This window comes from Streptomyces sp. R41 (assembly GCF_041053055.1).
Taxonomy (GTDB): Bacteria; Actinomycetota; Actinomycetes; order Streptomycetales; family Streptomycetaceae; genus Streptomyces.
On record NZ_CP163443.1, the window covers coordinates 8467305 to 8482499 of the forward strand.

Annotated in this window: 12 protein-coding genes; 11 read left to right on the top strand and 1 reads right to left on the bottom strand. The window is 71.1% G+C overall.

Going from position 1 to position 15195, the window contains the following annotated elements:
* Positions 1 to 58: 58 nt before the first annotated feature.
* The 9 genes from AB5J53_RS38500 to AB5J53_RS38540 all read left to right on the top strand — a co-directional run bounded on the left by AB5J53_RS38500 (position 59) and on the right by AB5J53_RS38540 (position 11038).
* Complete coding sequence (locus tag AB5J53_RS38500) at positions 59 to 892, top strand: M55 family metallopeptidase (protein ID WP_369250228.1); 834 nt, start codon at positions 59 to 61, stop codon at positions 890 to 892.
* Positions 885 to 2189: a M20/M25/M40 family metallo-hydrolase gene (locus tag AB5J53_RS38505; protein WP_369250229.1), complete on the top strand. Its 1305-nt coding sequence runs from the start codon at positions 885 to 887 to the stop codon at positions 2187 to 2189. Before AB5J53_RS38500 ends, AB5J53_RS38505 begins: the two co-directional genes overlap by 8 nt.
* A 9-nt stretch (positions 2190 to 2198) precedes the next feature.
* Positions 2199 to 4172, top strand: coding sequence for a prolyl oligopeptidase family serine peptidase (locus AB5J53_RS38510; protein ID WP_369250230.1), 1974 nt, complete (start codon positions 2199 to 2201; stop codon positions 4170 to 4172).
* 79 nt (positions 4173 to 4251) lie between these two features.
* Complete coding sequence (locus AB5J53_RS38515; RefSeq protein ID WP_369250231.1) at positions 4252 to 5187, top strand: LD-carboxypeptidase; 936 nt, start codon at positions 4252 to 4254, stop codon at positions 5185 to 5187.
* Positions 5188 to 5383: 196 nt separating this feature from the next.
* Positions 5384 to 7159: a CocE/NonD family hydrolase gene (locus AB5J53_RS38520; protein ID WP_369250232.1), complete on the top strand. Its 1776-nt coding sequence runs from the start codon at positions 5384 to 5386 to the stop codon at positions 7157 to 7159.
* Positions 7160 to 7267: 108 nt separating this feature from the next.
* Positions 7268 to 7516 carry a DUF1049 domain-containing protein gene (locus tag AB5J53_RS38525; protein ID WP_369250233.1) on the top strand — a complete coding sequence of 83 codons (249 nt, stop codon included), beginning with the start codon at positions 7268 to 7270 and terminating at the stop codon, positions 7514 to 7516.
* Positions 7517 to 7541: 25 nt separating this feature from the next.
* Positions 7542 to 8090 (top strand): GNAT family N-acetyltransferase, encoded by a 549-nt coding sequence (locus AB5J53_RS38530; protein ID WP_369250234.1) that lies wholly within the window; start codon positions 7542 to 7544, stop codon positions 8088 to 8090.
* 26 nt (positions 8091 to 8116) lie between these two features.
* Positions 8117 to 9013 carry an arginase family protein gene (locus AB5J53_RS38535; RefSeq protein ID WP_369250235.1) on the top strand — a complete coding sequence of 299 codons (897 nt, stop codon included), beginning with the start codon at positions 8117 to 8119 and terminating at the stop codon, positions 9011 to 9013.
* A 51-nt stretch (positions 9014 to 9064) separates the two neighbouring features.
* Complete coding sequence (locus tag AB5J53_RS38540) at positions 9065 to 11038, top strand: DUF5107 domain-containing protein (RefSeq protein WP_369250236.1); 1974 nt, start codon at positions 9065 to 9067, stop codon at positions 11036 to 11038.
* Positions 11039 to 11224: 186 nt separating this feature from the next.
* Here AB5J53_RS38540 and AB5J53_RS38545 read toward each other — a convergent pair whose 3' ends face one another.
* Complete coding sequence (locus tag AB5J53_RS38545) at positions 11225 to 11578, bottom strand: VOC family protein (RefSeq protein ID WP_369250237.1); 354 nt, start codon at positions 11576 to 11578, stop codon at positions 11225 to 11227.
* Between the two features lie 315 nt (positions 11579 to 11893).
* Between AB5J53_RS38545 and AB5J53_RS38550 the strand changes: the two genes are divergently transcribed.
* Both AB5J53_RS38550 and AB5J53_RS38555 read left to right on the top strand, forming a co-directional pair.
* Positions 11894 to 13231, top strand: a complete 1338-nt coding sequence (locus tag AB5J53_RS38550; protein ID WP_369250238.1) for an NAD(P)/FAD-dependent oxidoreductase — start codon at positions 11894 to 11896, stop codon at positions 13229 to 13231.
* Positions 13228 to 15075, top strand: coding sequence for a transketolase (locus AB5J53_RS38555; RefSeq protein WP_369250239.1), 1848 nt, complete (start codon positions 13228 to 13230; stop codon positions 15073 to 15075). Before AB5J53_RS38550 ends, AB5J53_RS38555 begins: the two co-directional genes overlap by 4 nt.
* The last annotated feature ends 120 nt before the right edge of the window (positions 15076 to 15195 follow it).

Below are 15195 nucleotides of genomic sequence, written 5' to 3' on the forward strand. Positions count from 1 at the left end.
GGTGAGAGTTGTCCACAGGCTCTGCCGGGCCCGGGCCGAAGCGCGTACGGTTTCGGGCATGAAGATCCTCATCAGCGCCGACATGGAAGGCGCCACGGGTGTGACCTGGCCGGCCGACGTGCTGCCGGGGACTCCGCAGTGGGAGCGGTGCCGCTCGATGTTCACCTCGGACGTCAACGCCGCCGTGCTCGGCTTCTTCGACGGCGGCGCCGATGAGGTGCTGATCAACGAGGCCCACTGGACCATGCGGAACCTGCTGCTGGAGCGACTGGACGAAAGAGCGGAGATGCTCACCGGGCGGCACAAGTCGCTGTCCATGGTGGAGGGAGTGCAGCACGACGACGTGGACGGCATCGCGTTCGTCGGCTACCACGCGGGCGCCGGCATGGAGGGCGTCCTCGCGCACACCTATCTGGCGAACTCCATCACCGGCGTCTGGGTGAACGACATACGGGCCAGTGAGGGACTGCTCAACGCACACGTCGTCGCCGAGTACGGAGTGCCGGTCGTGCTGATCACCGGCGACGACGTGGCCTGTGAGGACGCCCTGGGATACGCGCCCGAGGCGCTGAAGGTCGCCGTCAAGGACCATGTGTCGCGCTACGCGGCGGTGTGCCGTACGCCGTCCAGGACCGCGGCGGACATCCGGGCTGCCGCCAAGGAGGCCGCCTCGCTGGCGGTGCGTCACGAGCCGGTCGATGGCGGCCCATTCACCGTCGCGCTGGAGTTCGACGCCGAGCACCTGTCGATGGCCGCCACCGTCGTGCCCGGTGTCGAGCGCATCGGGGAGCGGAAGGTGGCGTACACCAGCGACACCATGTACGAGGGGATTCGCACCTTCAAGGCGGTCACCACGATCGTCTCGGCCGCGGTGGAGGAGCAATATGGCTGACGCACTGGCTCTCGATGAAGTCGTACGGTTCACCTCGGACCTCATCCGTATCGACACGACCAACCGTGGCGGCGGGGACTGCCAGGAGCGCCCGGCCGCCGAGTACGCCGCCGCGCGGCTGGCCGAAGCGGGCCTGGAGCCCACACTCCTGGAGCGCACGAAGGGACGTACGAACGTCGTCGCCCGCATCGAGGGCACCGATCAGTCCGCCGACGCGCTGCTCGTCCACGGCCATCTGGATGTCGTGCCCGCGCAGGCGGAGGACTGGAGCGTGCACCCGTTCTCCGGGGAGATCCGCGACGGTGTGGTCTGGGGGCGCGGCGCGGTCGACATGAAGAACATGGACGCGATGATCCTGGCCGTCGTGCGCGCGTGGGCGCGCGAGGGGGTGCGGCCTCGCCGCGACATCGTCATCGCGTTCACCGCCGACGAGGAGGCGAGCGCCGAGGACGGCTCGGGGTTCCTCGCCGACGAGCATCCCGGTCTCTTCGAGGGCTGCACCGAGGGCGTCAGCGAGTCGGGTGCCTTCACCTTCCACGACGGCGGCGGCAGGCAGTTGTATCCGATCGCGGCCGGCGAGCGGGGCACAGGCTGGCTCAAGCTCACCGCACACGGGCGGGCGGGGCACGGCTCCAAGGTGAACCGGAGCAACGCGGTGACGCGGCTCGCCGCCGCCATCGCGCGGATCGGTGCGTACGAGTGGCCGCTGCGGCTCACACCGACGGTGCGCGCGGCATTGACCGAACTCGCGGTTGTGTACGGCATCGACGGCGACCTCGACGACGTCGACGGCCTCCTGGAGAAGCTCGGTCCCGCCGCCACGCTCGTCGAGTCGACCGTGCGCAACAGCACCAACCCGACCATGCTGAGCGCCGGTTACAAGATCAACGTCATCCCGGGAGAGGCCGTCGCCTACGTGGACGGCAGATATCTGCCCGGGGCCGAGGACGAGTTCCGCACGACGCTGGACCGGCTCACCGGACCGGACGTGGAGTGGGAGTTCCACCACCGTGAGGTGGCCCTCCAGGCACCGGTGGACTCGGTGACGTACGCGAAGATGCGCGCGGCCGTCGAGGAGTTCGCGCCCGACGGGCATGTCGTGCCGTACTGCATGTCGGGCGGCACGGACGCCAAGCAGTTCTCGCGCCTCGGCATCACCGGGTATGGATTCGCGCCGCTGAAGCTTCCGGAGGGCTTCGACTACCAGGCGCTCTTCCACGGCGTCGACGAGCGCGTGCCGGTGGAGGCGCTCCACTTCGGCGTCCGTGTCCTCGACTGCTTTCTGCGCACGGCCTAGGGGGACGGGATGCAGAGCCTGGCATACGGTTCGTGGCCTTCGCCGATCGACGCGACGCTCGCCGCCGCGCACGACGGGCACGCCGAGTTCGTGGGCTTCGTCGGGGACGAGGCGTGGTGGACCGAGCCGCGGCCCACGGAAGGCGGGCGGCGCACGCTCGTACGGCGCAAGGGTGACGGCACGGAGGAGTCGGTGCTGCCGGCCCCGTGGAACGTACGGAGCCGCGTCATCGAGTACGGCGGTCACCCCTGGGCGGGGGTCATGCGCCCCGAAGGCCCTCTGGTCGTCTTCGTCAACTTCGCCGATCAGCGGCTGTATCGGTACGAGGCCGACGGCGAGCCACGGCCGTTGACACCCGTATCGCCGGTGGGCGACGGACTGCGCTGGGTGGACCCGCAGTTGCGGGTGGAGCACGGTGAAGTGTGGTGCGTCCTGGAGGAGTTCACCGGGGACGGGCCGACCGACGTACGGCGGGTCGTCGCCGCGGTGCCATTGGACGGGTCGGCCGCGCAGGACCGGGATGCCGTGCGGGAGCTGACCGACGGGCGGCACCGGTTCGTCACCGGCCCCCGGATCTCGCCCGACGGCCGGCAGGCGGCCTGGCTCGCCTGGGACCATCCGCGGATGCCGTGGGACGGGACGGAGGTGGTCCTCGCGGAGGTCGCCGACGACGGCACGCTGCGTGAGGCGCGGTCCGTCGCCGGTGGCCCCGAGGAGTCCGTCGTCCAGGCCGACTGGGCCCCCGACGGGACCCTGCTGTACGTCAGTGACCGCACCGGCTGGTGGAATCTGTACCGGCTCGGCCGGGACGGCGAGGAGACGGCCGTCTGCTCGCGCGAGGAGGAGTTCGGCGGCTCGCTGTGGCGGATCGGGTACCGCTGGTTCGCACCACTGGAGAGCGGGCTGATCGCCGTCGTGCACGGACGGGGCGCCACCGCGCTGGGCGTCCTGGACCCGGAGACCGGCGAGGTCGTCGACGCGGCGGGCCCCTGGACCGAGTTCGCCCCGACGCTCGCCGCGCACGGCAGCAGGATCGTGGGCGTCGGCGCCAGCCCCCGCAGCGCCTACGAGGTCGTCGAGCTGGACGCCCGCACCGGGCGGGCCCGGGTGATCGGCGCCGCGCACGACGACCCGGTGGACCCCGCGCACTACCCGGAGCCGCAGATCCGCACCTTCACCGGACCCGCGGGGCGCGAGATCCACGCGCACATCTATCCACCGCACCACCCCGACCATGTCGCCCCGGGCGACGAGCTGCCGCCGTACGTCGTCTGGGCACACGGCGGTCCCACCGGCCGGTCGCCCCTCGTCCTCGACCTGGAGATCGCCTACTTCACCTCGCGCGGGATCGGTGTCGTCGAGGTCAACTACGGGGGATCGACGGGACACGGGCGGGAGTACCGCAACCGGCTGCGCGAGCAGTGGGGCGTAGTCGACGTCGAGGACTGTGCGTCCGTCGCGCTCGCGCTCGCCGAGGAGGGCACGGCCGACCGGCGGCGGCTGGCCATCCGCGGGGGCAGCGCGGGCGGCTGGACGACCGCCGCGTCCCTGACGAGCACCGATGTGTACGCCTGCGGGACGATCCTCTATCCGATCCTCGACCTCGTCGGATGGGGTTCGGGGGAGACTCACGACTTCGAGTCGCAGTATCTGGAGTCGCTGGTCGGGCCGTTCGCCGAAGTGCCCGGCCGGTACCTGGAGCGCTCGCCCTCCGAGCACGCCGACCGGATCACCGCGCCCTTCCTGCTGCTCCAGGGCCTCGACGACGCCATCTGCCCGCCCGTGCAGTGCGAGCGGTTCCTGGCCAGGCTGGAGGAACAGGGCCGACGCGTTCCGCACGCCTACATCGCCTTCGAGGGGGAGGGACACGGCTTCCGCAGGGCCGAGACCATGGTGCGGGTGCTGGAGTCCGAACTCTCGCTGTACGCGCAGGTCTTCGGGCTGAACCCGTCCGGTATCCCCACCTTGGAGCTGGCCAAGTGAAGTTGTTCGGTCAGCATGTGGGTCAGCAGGTGGGTCAGCTTTTCGATCGGGATTTCCATCAGGATCTGGAGTACACCGAGTGACCTCACCGACCCCCCTGACCCGGCCCGCGCGACTTGCCGCCGGGGCCCGCGTCGCCGTCGTCGCGCCCAGCGGACCGGTGCCCGACGAGCGGCTCCAGGCCGGTCTCGACATCCTGCGCGGCTGGGATCTCGACCCGGTCGTGGCACCCCATGTCCTGGACCGGCACGCCGGGTTCGACTACCTGGCGGGCACGGACGCGGACCGGGCCGCGGACTTCCAGGCCGCCTGGTGCGACCCGGACGTCGCCGCGGTGCTGTGCGCCCGCGGCGGGTACGGCGCGCAGCGGATGGTCGACCTGCTGGACTGGGACGCGATACGGGCAGCGGGGCCCAAGGTGTTCCTCGGGTTCAGTGACATCACGGCGCTGCACGAGGCGTTCGCGAACCGTGCGGGCCTCGCAACCCTGCACGGACCGATGGTGGCGGCCGTCGACTTCCTCAAGAACGCGCGGGCGCAGGAGCATCTGCGGGCGACGCTCTTCGAGCCGGAGTCGGTGCGGACCATCGCGTCCAGCGAGGGCACCGCGCTGGTGCCGGGACGGGCCCGGGGTGTCACCCTCGGCGGCTGTGTGAGCCTGCTCGCCGCCGACCTGGGCACACCGCACGCCCGTGCCTCGGCCGGGGGAGGGCTGCTCCTGATCGAGGACATCGGCGAGGAGGCGTACCGGCTGGACCGGATCCTGACCCAGCTCCTGCGGGCCGGATGGCTCGACGGGGTCGCCGGTATCGCACTCGGCTCATGGGTGGACTGCGGTCCGTACGAGGGGTTGCGCGCGGTGTTCACCGACCGGCTCGGCGGGCTCGGCGTGCCCGTCGTCGAGCACTTCGGGTTCGGGCACTGCGAGGGGGCGCTCACGATTCCGTTCGGCCTCGGGGCCGAACTGGACGCGGACGCGGGGACGTTGACGCTGGACGAGCCCGCGCTGGCCTAGCGGCACTGCACCGCGCCCGCAGCCTCCGCGCACGGGGCCGTGGGCGCGGCCCGTTCACTGAATCTCCGTCAAGAAACGCTCGGCACGGTGATTGACCTCGTCTGACACGTGTCACAGCATGACTACCGGCCGGTAAGCACCGGTCGGTAGTCGGGTTGTCCTCAGTGTGGAGGTCTACGTGTCCCGTCGTTCGCGTGTGCCCAGATCCCGTTCCCGTGCCTCGCTCGCCCTGGCCCTCGGTGCGGCGCTCACCGCACCGCTCGCGTTCACCGCGCCCGCTTCGGCCACGGATCAATACACCGTCACCGCGCTGAAGTTCACGGTCCGGGCCGGTGGCCGCACCTGCACGATCGACGCCGATCTGTACCGTCCCGCGGGCGTGGACCGCGAACACACCGCGCCAGCCGTGCTCGCCACCAACGGTTTCGGCGGCAGCAAGTCGGACGGTTCGACGGACGCGATCGGCAAGGCGTTCGCGGCCCGCGGCTATGTGGGGCTCGTCTACTCGGGGCTCGGCTTCGGCAGGTCGGGCTGTCTGATCTCCCTCGACGACCCGCGCATCGACGGCGTGGGCGCGTCCCGGCTCGTCGACTTCCTGGCAGGCACGCGGGCCGCCGACGACGGCACGAAGGCCGACTACGTCACCCGGGACGGCAAGGGCGACCCGCGCGTCGGCATGGTCGGCGGCTCGTACGGGGGCGCCGTCCAGATGGCCACGGCCGCCGTGGACCACCGCGTCGACGCGCTGGTCCCGCTGGTCACCTGGAACGACCTGGCGTACTCGCTGGACCCGAACAACACGGTCGGCGCGACCGACGTGCCCGGCGCCTTCAAATGGCAGTGGGCCAACGGCTTCTACCTGATCGGCGAGAGCCAGCCACTGACCGCGCCGAATCTCGACCCCTCCCGGATCAACTCCCTCGCCTGCGTGCACTTCGTGAGCGACGCCTGCGACACGGTGCGGACCCTGAACTCGGGGAGCTACCCGGCCGCCAAGACCGGACCGCTGCTTCGCTACGCCCGCAGCGTGTCGCCCGTATCGTACCTGTGCGACGTGCAGGCGCCGACGCTCCTCGTCCAGGGGCAGGCCGACAGCCTGTTCAATCTGAACGAGGCGACAGCGACGTACAAGACGCTCAAGGCGCAGGGCACCCCGACGAAGCTGATCTGGCAGTCGTGGGGGCACAGCGGAGGGCTCACCGACCCGGCGACCGGTGAACTCAACCTGGGCCAGGGCAACTTGGAGACGAGTTACGTCGGCCGGCGGATCCTCGCCTGGTTCGACCGCTATCTGCAGCACCGCAAAGGCGTCGACACGGGGCCGGCCTTCGCGTACTACCGCGACTGGATCGCCGACCCGAACAACACCTACGCCACGGCCTCGCGGGTGCCGTCGCTCAGCCAGAAGCTCTATCTCTCCGGGGACGGCAAACTCGTCGACAACCGCAAGAAGGTCGCGCGCGGCAGCCGCGAATACCGCAACCAGCTGGTGCCCACGAGCCACTCCGAGAGCTCGCTCACCGGGATCGTAGGGCTGCCCGACCCGGCGCCGTACGACACCGAGGGCACCTATCTCGGCTGGACGAGCGAGCCCCTGTCCCGGGCGGTCGAGGTGGCCGGCGCGCCCAGGGCCACGCTGAAGGTCGTCTCACCGGAGACGGAGCGTGTGCAGAACTCCGGCAACGCTGCCGACAAGCTGCTCCTCTTCGCCAAGCTGTACGACGTGGCGCCCGACGGCACGAAGACGCTGGTGCACCGGCTGGTGGCGCCCGTGCGGGTGCCGGACGTGACGAAGAGGTTCACCGTCACGCTGCCGGGGATCGTGCACCGGTACGAGGCGGGGCACCGGCTCCAGTTCGTCGTCGCCGCCAGTGACGACGCGTACTTCGGGAACAAGGGGGTCAAGCCGGTGACGATCACCAGCGCGCCCGACGACACCGGGGTGTTGCAGCTGCCGGTCGTCGGGGACTGAACGCCTCGCCGCTGAGGATCGGCTGGGGATCGGGCTGGGATCAACCCGGGATCACCCGGAGGAACCTGCCACCGCGCGGGCCGGCACCTCGCGGCTCATGCTGAGCCCATGAGCCCGAAGACCTCGGAGAGCGCCGGCGCGAGCGGCGGGAAGAGCGGCGGCGGGCTGCTGACGCCCGGCAGGGTCAGTGTCGCCACACTGGCCCTGCTCGCCCTGATCTTCGTCTTCGAGAACACGCGCAGTACCAAGATCCGGCTGTTCATTCCGGAGGTGATCGTGCCGCTGTGGATGGCACTCCTCGGTACCGGGGTGATCGGCGGCCTGTGCGGGGCGTACGCCGTGAAGCGCAGAGGCTGAGCGCGCGCTCGCGTAGGGTGACGGGATGCCTGACAACGCCCGCTATCTCGCCGAAGGCCCTCGCGTGGGCATACGCCACTTCAGGTACGAGGACGGTGCGGAGTTCACCGCCCGGGCCCGGGAGAGCAAGGATCTGCACCAGCCGTGGCTCTTTCCGCCCAGCAGCGCCGACGCCTATGCCGCGTACGCCGGGCGGCTCATCGAGGATCGGACGAAGGCCGGGTTCCTCGTCTGTGAGCGGGACGGGGGCGGCATCGCCGGGTTCATCAACATCAACAACATCGTCGAGGGCGGCTTTCTGTGCGGGGCGCTGGGGTACGGCGCCTTCGCGCACGCCGCGGGGCGCGGGCTGATGGCCGAGGGGCTCGGCCTCGTCGTGCGGTACGCCTTCGGAAAGATGGGCCTGCACCGGCTGGAAATCAATGCGCAGCCGGGGAACGCCGCCTCCATCGCGCTCGCCCGGCGCTGCGGCTTCCGGCTGGAAGGCTTCTCACCGGACTTCATCTACATCGACGGGGCCTGGCGGGACCATGAACGGTGGGCGATCACGGCGGAGATGGTCTCTTCCCGCTGAGCTCTTCGCGGGTGAGGATGAGCCCCATGCGGAACATTGTCGTGCTCGACGCCCCGTCCAACCTGGGCCTGCGTCCGCCCGCGCCCGGCACCGTCCCCGGCTGCTACAAGCTGGCCGGTGCCCTGCGCGAGCAGCGGATCGTGCAGCGGCTCGGCGCGCTGGAGGGCGGGGTCGTCGTGCCGCCGCGCTACGACCGCGGGGACTGGCAGGAGGGCGACGGGGTCTTCAACGCGGCCGCCATCGCGACCTACACCCGAAAGCTCGCCGACCGCATCGAGCACCATGTCCGCGCCGGTGACCTGCCCGTCGTCCTCGGCGGTGACTGCTCCATCCAGCTCGGCGCCTCGCTCGCGCTGCGCCGCATCGGCCGTTACGGGCTCGCCGCGGTCGACGGGTCCGCGGACTTCCGGCATCCCGGGAACTCGGACCGGATCGGCGCGGCCGGCGGCGAGGAACTCGCCCTCGCGACCGGTCGCGGCCAGGACGACCTGGCGAACCTCGAAGGGCTGAAGCCCTATCTGCGGGACGAGGACGTACGGCTCTTCGGCATCCGCGACTACGACACGGAGCGGGACGAGCTCGCCGCGCTGAAGATCCCCACCGTGACCGTCGGTGAACTCCGCGAATGGGGCGCCGACGCGATCGCCAGGGCCACCGTGCAGACCCTCGAGCTCCCGCACCTGGACGGCTTCTGGGTGCACCTCGACGCCGACTCCCTCGATCCGAGCGTCATGCCGGCCGTGGACAGCCCGGACCCCGACGGACTGCTCCCCGACGAACTCCTCGCGTTGCTGCGCCCGCTGGTGACCTCCCCGCACTGTGTCGGCCTCAACGTCACCATCTACGACCCCGATCTGGACCCGGAGGGCACGGCGGGCGCGCTGATCGCGGACCTCGTCGTCTCCGCCTTTGCGGAATCCTGACCGGATCCTGACGAGCGGAGACCCTGGTCAGCTCGTCGATGACCATGTTCGATGGTCATCGTGACGACGATCCGACGTGACGTACTGACGCTTCCCGCCGCCGAGTTGGGTCCGAGCAACCCGCTGCCGCCGCTCCGGCCCCTCGACGAGATGCACCGCATCGACGAACGGGACAAGGAGGGCCTGCCGCGCGACATGGCGCGGCAGATCGGATACGAGCCGCTGCGCAGCGTCCTGCCCGAGCGCATCCGGGACGGGTACGGCAGACAGCGGGCGCCGCGCGAGATCGACACGATCGTGATCGAGAACGACCGGCTGCGGGCCACCGTGCTGCCCGGCTACGGGGGCCGTGTCGTCTCGCTCTTCCACAAGCCCTCGCAGCGCGAACTCCTCTATCGCAACCCGGTGTTGCAGCCCGCCTGCTTCGCCCTCAACGGCGCCTGGTTCTCCGGCGGCATCGAGTGGAACATCGGCGCGACGGGCCACACCACCCTGTCCTGCTCGCCCGTCCACGCCGCACGCGTCACCGCCCCCGACGGCGGCGAGATGCTCCGCCTGTGGGAATGGGAGCGGCTGCGCGACCTCCCCTTCCAGGTCGACCTGTGGCTGCCGGAAGGCTCCGACTTCCTGTACGTCGGCGTACGCATCCGCAATCCGCACGAGAAGCCCGCGCCCGTGTACTGGTGGTCCAACATCGCGGTCCCCGAGGAGCGCAGGGTGCTGGCGCCGGCCGAGGAGGCATGGCACTTCGGATACGAGCGCCGACTGCGGCGGGTGCCGGTACCGGAGTTCGAGGGTGTCGACCGGACCTATCCGCTGAACAGCACTTTCCCCGCCGACTACTTCTACGAGGTTCCCGACGGGCGGCGGCGCTGGATCGCCGCGCTCGACGACGCCGGCGACGGGCTCGTGCAGACGTCCACCGACGTCCTGCGCGGACGCAAGCTGTTCGTCTGGGGCTCCGGTCCGGGCGGGCGACGCTGGCAGGAGTGGCTCACCGAACCGGGGACCGGCGGATACTGCGAGATCCAGGCCGGTCTCGCGCGCACCCAGCTCGAACACGTACGGCTCGACGCGCAGAGCGATGTGTCCTGGCTGGAGGCGTACGGGCCGTTGGCCGCGAACGCGGAGGCGGTTCACGGGGCGGACTGGGAGGCGGCGCGGGCGGAGGCCGAGGCCCGGCTCGACGCCTGCCTGCCGCGGGGCGATGTCGACGCCGCATACGACGCCTGGTTGCCGCACGCCGACGCCGAGCCGGGCGAGGTGCTCGCCGTCGGATCCGGCTGGGGTGCGCTCGAAGTGCGCCGGGCCGCCTACAAGCTGCCGGGTACTCCCTTCGACGAGTCCACGTTGGGTGACGCGCAGGCGCCGTGGCTTGAGCTGCTGCGGTCCGGTGCGTTTCCCGAGCCGCGACGGGTCGGTCCGCCCGGCGAGACCCTGGTCGCCTCGCACTGGCGCGACATGCTGGAGACCGCGCCCGCCGCGCCGCTCGCCGAATATCACCTCGGAGTTGCCCAGTGGCACGCGGGAGATCTGGCGCAGGCGGTGAGGAGTTGGGAACGGGCACTCGAACTCGCCCCGTCCCTCTGGCCGTTGCTCCGCTGTCTCGCCGTTGCCGACCAGGAGGCCGGCAACCGGGAGCGGGCCGCCGACCGGTACGCCGAGGCGTTCGACGATCTGTGCCGGGAGCGCCGGGACGACGGTGAGGTCTGGACTGCCGCTACGGCGGCGCTGGGGCGTGAGGCGATCGGAGCCCTGCTCGCGGTGCGGCGGGTGGCGGATGCGCGGGCGGTGTGGGAACGGCTTCGGCCCGCTACGCGCTCGCGTGGGCGGTTCCGGTTGATCGAGGCGCAGTTGTTGCTGGCGGAGGGGGAGGTGGGGGCGGCTCGGGGTGTCTTCGACGCGGGGTTCGACGTTGCGGATCTGCGGGAGGGGGCCGAGGTGATTTCCGAGCTGTGGGCTCGGGTGACGGATGAGCCGTTGCCGGCGCGGTACGAGTTCCGGATGCGGCCGCCGGGCGAGTGAACGTGGGGGATTCTCGCCCCCGCCGCCCCTGCCCGTCCCGTCCCTGGGGCTCCGCCCCAGACCCCGTTCGCGCAGTTCCCCGCGCCCCTTTTCAGGGGCGCGGGGAACTGCGCAATCTTTTGAGCGGGGGTCTGGGGGCGGCAGCCCCCAGGGACGGGACGGGCAGGGGCGGCGGGGGCGAACAACCTACTCCGTCGGCCGGCGGTCCACGTACTCGTACACCGCGCCGTCCGGATGCATCGCGATCAGATTGCGGCCCACCGGCGTCGCCACCGGCCCCGCCAGGATGCGGGCGCCGGAGTCGCTGAGGACGCGGTGGGCCTCGTCGACGTCCTTGACGGCGATGGTCGCGGCGACCTTGCGGAGGACGTCCAGCTCGGCCTCGGGCCCGCTCATCAGCAGGAAGCAGCCGACCGCGGCGACCGAGACGCCACCGCGCTCGAAGCGGAGGGCGTGCCCGCCCGCGAGTCTTTCGTAGAAGGGGACCGAGGCCTCCAGGTCGTCGACGCAGATACGCAGCGTGGCTCCCAGAATCTCCATGCGCAGGAGCCTAGTTGGGTCCGGCGGCGGAGGAGATCGTTTCGTACGGACAGGGGCTCGGCCCAGACGATCGGGAGAGGAGACACCGTCTGGACCGAGAGATCAAGAGAGCGACCGGCCGACCTGGCGACCGGCAGACCAGCAAGCGGCCGACCCAGCGGCCGAGCGACCTGGAGACAGGGAGCCCGGCGGGGCTCGGTCACAGGCCGGGTAACCCGGGCGCGCGCCCCGAAACGTCGAGCGCCCCCGCGTTTGGGTGCCCTGACCAGGGGGACGCGGAAAGCCTCGTACGAGCGACACCGCCGGAGGCGAAACGTGAGTCGACCCCGCATTCTGATCGTCGGTGCCGGCTTCGCCGGGTATCGGACGGCCCGCACCCTGTCGCGGCTGACCCGGCACGAGGCCGACATCACCCTTCTGAATCCGACCGACTACTTTCTGTATCTACCCCTGCTGCCCCAGGTCGCCGTCGGGGTCCTGGAGCCACGCCGTGTCACGGTCTCGCTCTCCGGCACGCTGCCCCACGTACGGCTGGTGCTGGGTGAGGCCGACGGCATCGACCTCGACGGGCGCACCGTGCACTACACCGATCCGGAGGGTGACGGGGGCACGCTGACGTACGACCGTCTCGTGCTCGCCGTCGGCAGCGTCAACAAGCTGTTGCCCGTGCCCGGTGTCGCCGAGTACGCGCACGGCTTCCGGGGGCTGCCCGAAGCGCTGTATCTACGGGATCACGTGACCCGGCAGGTGGAGCTGGCCGCCGCGTCCGACGACCCCAAGAGCTGCGCCGCGCGGTGCACCTTCGTGGTGGTCGGCGCCGGGTACACCGGGACCGAGGTCGCCGCGCAAGGGCAGCTGTTCACCGATGCGCTGGTACGGAAACAGCCACTTCGGGAGGGCATGCGACCGCGCTGGCTGCTGCTCGACATCGCGCCGCGTGTGCTGCCGGAGCTGGACGAGCGGCTCTCGCGCACCGCCGACCGGGTGCTGCGGCAGCGCGGTGTGGATGTACGCACGGGAACCTCGGTGGAGGAGGCCACGCCGACCGGAGTCCGGCTCAGCGACGGGGAGTTCGTCGATACGCGGACGCTGGTGTGGTGTGTCGGCGTACGACCCGATCCGCTGGTCGAGGGGCTCGGGCAGCCCCTTGAGCGGGGGCGGCTGCTTGTCGATCCGTATCTTCAAGTGCCGGGCCGGCCAGAGGTGTTCGCGTGCGGGGATGCGGCAGCCGTACCCGATCTGGAGAAACCCGGCGAGTACACGCCGATGACCGCTCAGCACGCCTGGCGGCACGGGAAGGTCGCGGGCCGCAATGTCGCAGCCTCGCTCGGCATCGGCAGCCGCCGCGCCTACCGCCACCGCGACCTGGGCTTCACCGTCGACCTCGGCGGCGCGAAGGCGGCCGCCAACCCGCTCGGCGTCCCGCTGTCGGGGCCGCTCGCCGGAGCCGTCACCCGTGGCTACCACCTCGCCGCGATGCCCGGAAACCGCATCCGGGTCGCGGCCGACTGGCTGCTGGACGCCGTACTGCCGCGCCAGGCCGTGCAGTTGGGCCTGGTCCGCTCGTGGTCGGTGCCGCTGGACTCCGCCTCGCCGGAGCTGGCGAAAGCGCCCGGGAAGCCCGAGAGCCGTCCCGAAGGAGAGTCGTCATGAACACCCGTCAACTCATCGATCTCGCCCAGCAGTTGCGTGTGGACAGCGTTCGCGCCTCCGCCGCCGCCGGGTCCGGGCACCCCACCTCCTCGATGTCCGCCGCGGATCTGGTGGCGGTGCTGATGGCCCGCCATCTGCGCTACGACTTCGACCGCCCCCAGCACGCCGGCAATGACCGCTTCGTGCTCTCCAAGGGGCACGCCTCACCGCTGCTGTACGCCGCGTACAAGGCGGCCGGGGCCATCAGCGAGACCGAGCTGCTCACCTTCCGCAAGCTGGGCAGCCGGCTCGAAGGGCATCCGACGCCGCAGCGGCTGCCGTGGGTCGAGACGGCCACCGGCTCGCTCGGACAGGGGCTGCCCGTCGGGGTCGGCATCGCGCTGGCCGGGAAGCGGCTGGACCATACCGGATACCGCGTCTGGGTCCTGTGCGGCGACAGCGAGCTCGCCGAGGGCTCCATATGGGAGGCCGCCGAGCACGCCGGATACGAGCACCTCGACAACCTCATCACGATCGTCGACGTCAATCGCCTCGGCCAGCGCGGGCCGACCCGGCACGGGCACGACCTGGACGCGTACGCCCGCCGGTTCCAGGCCTTCGGCTGGCACACCGTCGAGATCGACGGGCACGACGTCGACGCCGTCGACCGCGCGTACACCGAGGCCGAGTCCACCGCCGGACAGCCGACCGCGATCCTCGCCCGCACCCTCAAGGGCAAGGGCGTCGCATCGGTCCAGGACCGCGAGGGCCTGCACGGCAAGCCACTGCCTGACGCCGACGAGGCGATCGCGGAGCTCGGCGGCGTGCACGACCGCCGGGTGGAGGTCCAACCGCCGCCCGCCGCAAGGATGTTGCACGCCGTACGGTCGGGCCATCTCGACCTGCCCCGCTACGAGCTCGGCGACAAGGCCGCAACCCGTGACGCCTACGGACAGGCGCTCGCCGCGCTCGGCACCGCCCGCGGGGACATCGTCGCCCTGGACGGCGAGGTGAGCGACTCGACGCGCTCCGAGTTCTTCGCCAAGGAGCACCCCGACCGCTTCTTCGAGTGCTACATCGCCGAGCAGCAGCTGGTCGCGACCGCGGTCGGCATGGCCGCGCGCGGCTGGGTGCCGTACGCCTCGACCTTCGCGGCCTTCCTCACCCGCGCGTACGACTTCGTCCGCATGGCCGCGATCAGCGGCTCCGGCATCAACCTCGTCGGCTCGCACGCGGGCGTCTCCATCGGCCAGGACGGGCCCTCGCAGATGGGCCTGGAGGACCTGGCGATGTTCCGCGCGGTGCACGGCTCGACCGTGCTGTACCCGTGCGACGCCAACCAGACCGCGAAGCTCGTCGCCGCGATGGCGGGCCTGGAGGGCATCCGCTATCTGCGCACCACACGCGGGGACACTCCCGTCATCTACAGCCCCACCGAGGAGTTCCCGGTCGGCGGCAGCAAGGTGCTCCGGGCCTCCGGCGAGGACCGGCTGACCCTCGTCGCGGCGGGCGTCACCGTCCACGAGGCCCTGGCCGCCGCCGAGTCGCTCGAGCGCGTGGGCATTCGGGCGAGGGTCGTCGACCTCTACTCGGTCAAGCCCGTCGACCGCGGCACCCTGAGGGAGGCCGCCGAGGACACGGGTTGCCTCATCACCGTCGAGGACCATCGCGAGGAGGGCGGCATCGGCGACGCCGTGCTCGACGCCTTCCTCGACGGCCGTCCGGTGCCGCGCCTGGTGCGCCTCGCCGTGCGGACGATGCCGGGCTCGGCCACCCCCGCCGAGCAGCTGCACGCCGCGGGCATCGACGCCGAGTCGATCGCGGCGGCGGCACGACTGCTGGTGGAGACGGCCATCGTGCCCTGACCCACGAAACCGAGAGCCGCGACGGCCATTCTCGACGTGCCCGCAACGGAACAAGACGCGTCCGCAAAGGAACACGACAAAGAATACGAGCCTGCAAAACAAATAGCGCGAAATGCGGCC

Bases quoted from the DNA above. Each gene is read 5' to 3' on its own strand.
- AB5J53_RS38545 (WP_369250237.1), bottom strand. From the start codon at position 11,578: ATGGAGATTCTGGGAGCCACGCTGCGTATCTGCGTCGACGACCTGGAG.
- AB5J53_RS38540 (WP_369250236.1), top strand. From the start codon at position 9,065: ATGGTCATCGTGACGACGATCCGACGTGACGTACTGACGCTTCCCGCC.
- AB5J53_RS38555 (WP_369250239.1), top strand. From the start codon at position 13,228: ATGAACACCCGTCAACTCATCGATCTCGCCCAGCAGTTGCGTGTGGAC.
- AB5J53_RS38510 (WP_369250230.1), top strand. From the start codon at position 2,199: ATGCAGAGCCTGGCATACGGTTCGTGGCCTTCGCCGATCGACGCGACG.
- AB5J53_RS38535 (WP_369250235.1), top strand. From the start codon at position 8,117: ATGCGGAACATTGTCGTGCTCGACGCCCCGTCCAACCTGGGCCTGCGT.
- AB5J53_RS38505 (WP_369250229.1), top strand. From the start codon at position 885: ATGGCTGACGCACTGGCTCTCGATGAAGTCGTACGGTTCACCTCGGAC.
- AB5J53_RS38500 (WP_369250228.1), top strand. From the start codon at position 59: ATGAAGATCCTCATCAGCGCCGACATGGAAGGCGCCACGGGTGTGACC.
- AB5J53_RS38525 (WP_369250233.1), top strand. From the start codon at position 7,268: ATGAGCCCGAAGACCTCGGAGAGCGCCGGCGCGAGCGGCGGGAAGAGC.
- AB5J53_RS38530 (WP_369250234.1), top strand. From the start codon at position 7,542: ATGCCTGACAACGCCCGCTATCTCGCCGAAGGCCCTCGCGTGGGCATA.